General features: G+C 72.3%; 3 protein-coding genes. All 3 read left to right on the forward strand.

The window, feature by feature from the left end; all coding sequences use genetic code 11:
* Positions 1 to 163 precede the first annotated feature (163 nt).
* The 3 genes from E2E34_RS33310 to E2E34_RS33320 all read left to right on the forward strand — a co-directional run bounded on the left by E2E34_RS33310 (position 164) and on the right by E2E34_RS33320 (position 2,389).
* A complete protein-coding gene (locus E2E34_RS33310) occupies positions 164 to 1,348 on the forward strand; it encodes a GAF domain-containing sensor histidine kinase (RefSeq protein WP_138905564.1) in 1,185 nt (394 codons plus the stop codon).
* Positions 1,341 to 2,003, forward strand: coding sequence for a response regulator (locus E2E34_RS33315; RefSeq protein WP_279637921.1), 663 nt, complete (start codon positions 1,341 to 1,343; stop codon positions 2,001 to 2,003). The genes E2E34_RS33310 and E2E34_RS33315 overlap by 8 nt, the downstream gene beginning before the upstream one ends.
* A gap of 137 nt (positions 2,004 to 2,140) precedes the next feature.
* On the forward strand, positions 2,141 to 2,389 hold the full coding sequence (locus E2E34_RS33320) for a chaplin (protein WP_138899258.1): 249 nt from the start codon (positions 2,141 to 2,143) through the stop codon (positions 2,387 to 2,389).
* Positions 2,390 to 2,521: the final 132 nt, after the last annotated feature.

A 2,521-nucleotide genomic window follows, 5' to 3' on the forward strand; every position in this document is an offset into this window, starting at 1 on the left:
CCCTTGCCCCTTCCCCACGCGACTTATGCTCGCCGCATGGGAGATGTTCTTGCGCTGGTCGAAGCCCGTCTGCGTACGACGCTGGGCGAACCGGACGCGCGCCCCGACGAGCGGCCTCCCCAGGTCCGATACCGCCCCCACGGCCCGCCGGTACGGTGGCCACATGAGCGATCCGAACGCTCTCCACTGCGTTCGAGCAGCGGAGAGCCCGTCCCCCCGGGCCGGCCTGACGGCCGTGAGTTCCGCCCTGCTGGCCATGAGCCGGCACCTGGAAGTGCGCGACGTACTGAAGACGATCGTCGCGTCCGCCCGCGAACTGCTCGACGCCGAGTACGCCGCGCTGGGGGTCCCCGACGACCACGGCGGGTTCGCCCAGTTCGTCGTCGACGGCGTCAGCGACGAACAGTGGAAGGCGATCGGCCCGCTGCCCCGCCAGCACGGCATCCTCGCCGCGATGCTGCACGGCGCCCACACCGAGCGCCTCGCCGACGTCCGCAAGGACCCGCGCTTCGAGGGCTGGCCCTCGGCGCACCCGGACATGTCCGACTTCCTCGGCCTGCCGATCCGCGACGGCGACGAGGTCATCGGCGCTCTCTTCCTCGCCAACAAGCGCTGCCCGAAGCCCGAGGGCACGTGCGGCTTCACCGAGGAGGACGAGGAACTGCTGGCCATGCTCGCGCAGCACGCGGCGATCGCCCTCACCAACGCCCGCCTGTACGAGCGCAGCCGCGAGCTGACCATCGCCGAGGAACGCTCCCGCCTGGCCCACGAGCTGCACGACGCCGTGAGCCAGAAGCTCTTCTCGCTGCGCCTGACCGCGCAGGCCGCCGCCGCGCTCGTCGACCGCGACCCGGCCCGCGCCAAGGGCGAACTCCAGCAGGTGGCCTCGCTGGCCGCCGAGGCGGCCGACGAGCTGCGCGCCGCCGTCGTCGAACTGCGCCCGGCGGCCCTCGACGAGGACGGTCTGATCGCCACGCTGCGCACCCAGATCCAGGTCATGGACCGCGCCCACACCGCCCGCGTCACCTTCCACAGCAGCGGTGTACGGGCCCTGCCCGCCGCCCAGGAGGAAGCACTCCTGCGGGTCGCCCAGGAGGCGCTGCACAACGCGCTGCGCCACTCCGGCGCGGACCGTGTCGACGTCGTACTGGAGAAGAACGGCCAGGGCGCCCGGCTGCGGGTCACCGACGACGGCAGCGGCTTCGACCCGAGGACGGTACGGCGGGCGGGCCGCCACCTCGGCCTGGTCTCGATGCGCGACCGCGCCGCCGGCGCCGGCGGCCGGCTCACCGTCGAATCGGCGCCCGGCAAGGGCACCACGATCGAGATGGAGGTTCCCGGTGGCTGACGCCGCACGCCCCGCGAAGAACGGCATCCGCGTCCTGCTGGTCGACGACCACCAGGTGGTGCGCCGTGGTCTGCGCACCTTCCTGGAGGTCCAGGACGACATCGAGGTCGTCGGAGAGGCCGCGGACGGGGCCGAGGGCGTCGCCCGCGCGGAGGAGCTGCGCCCCGACGTCGTGCTGATGGACATCAAGATGCCGGGTACGGACGGCATCGACGCGCTCCGCAAGCTCCGGGAGCTGGCCAACCCCGCCAGGGTGCTGATCGTGACCAGCTTCACCGAGCAGCGCACGGTCGTCCCCGCCCTGCGCGCGGGTGCCTCGGGCTACGTCTACAAGGACGTGGACCCGGACGCCCTGGCCGGCGCGATCCGCTCCGTACACGCGGGCCACGTCCTCCTCCAGCCGGAGGTCGCGGGCGCGCTGCTCGCGCAGGAGGACGGGAACGGCGGCACGGGCCGGGGGAGCACCCTGACCGAACGGGAGCGGGAAGTCCTGACGCTGATCGCCGACGGCCGCTCGAACCGGGAGATCGCCCGGGCGCTCGTCCTCTCCGAGAAGACCGTCAAGACGCACGTGTCGAACATCCTGATGAAACTGGACCTCTCCGACCGCACCCAGGCGGCGCTGTGGGCCGTGCGCCACGGGATCACGGGTTGAGCGGACGGTCTACATCCGGTCCGAGATTCATACCGTCGGGTGTATGTCCCCCACATGGCGCATCCTCATCGATGGACGGGCGTTCTTCATGACGTGCCGCGGCGGCTGGCCGCGGCCACGTCTAGGAGGATCCTGAAGTGAAGAACCTGAAGAAGGCCGCTGCCGTCACCATGGTCGCGGGTGGCCTCGTCGCCGCCGGAGCCGGTGTTGCCTCCGCCACCGACAGCGGTGCGCTGGCCCAGGGCAAGGCCGTCCACTCGCCGGGCGTCGGTTCCGGCAACCTGGTCCAGGCCCCGGTCCACGTCCCGGTGAACGTCTCCGGCAACACCGTCAACGTCATCGGCGCCCTCAACCCGGCCTTCGCGAACCAGGCCGTCAACCGCTGACCGACCACCCAGGTCGAGCGGTGACCACCGGCCCCCAGGCGCACGGCGCCTGGGGGCCGGTCGCGTCACGGCCCCACAGCGCACCGCACCACTCGAACGCCGTACGCCCCACCCGCCCCACCGCCCCGGAAC

Origin of the sequence: Streptomyces albidochromogenes, from assembly GCF_005981925.1 — a bacterium.
GTDB lineage: Bacteria > Actinomycetota > Actinomycetes > Streptomycetales > Streptomycetaceae > Streptomyces > Streptomyces albidochromogenes.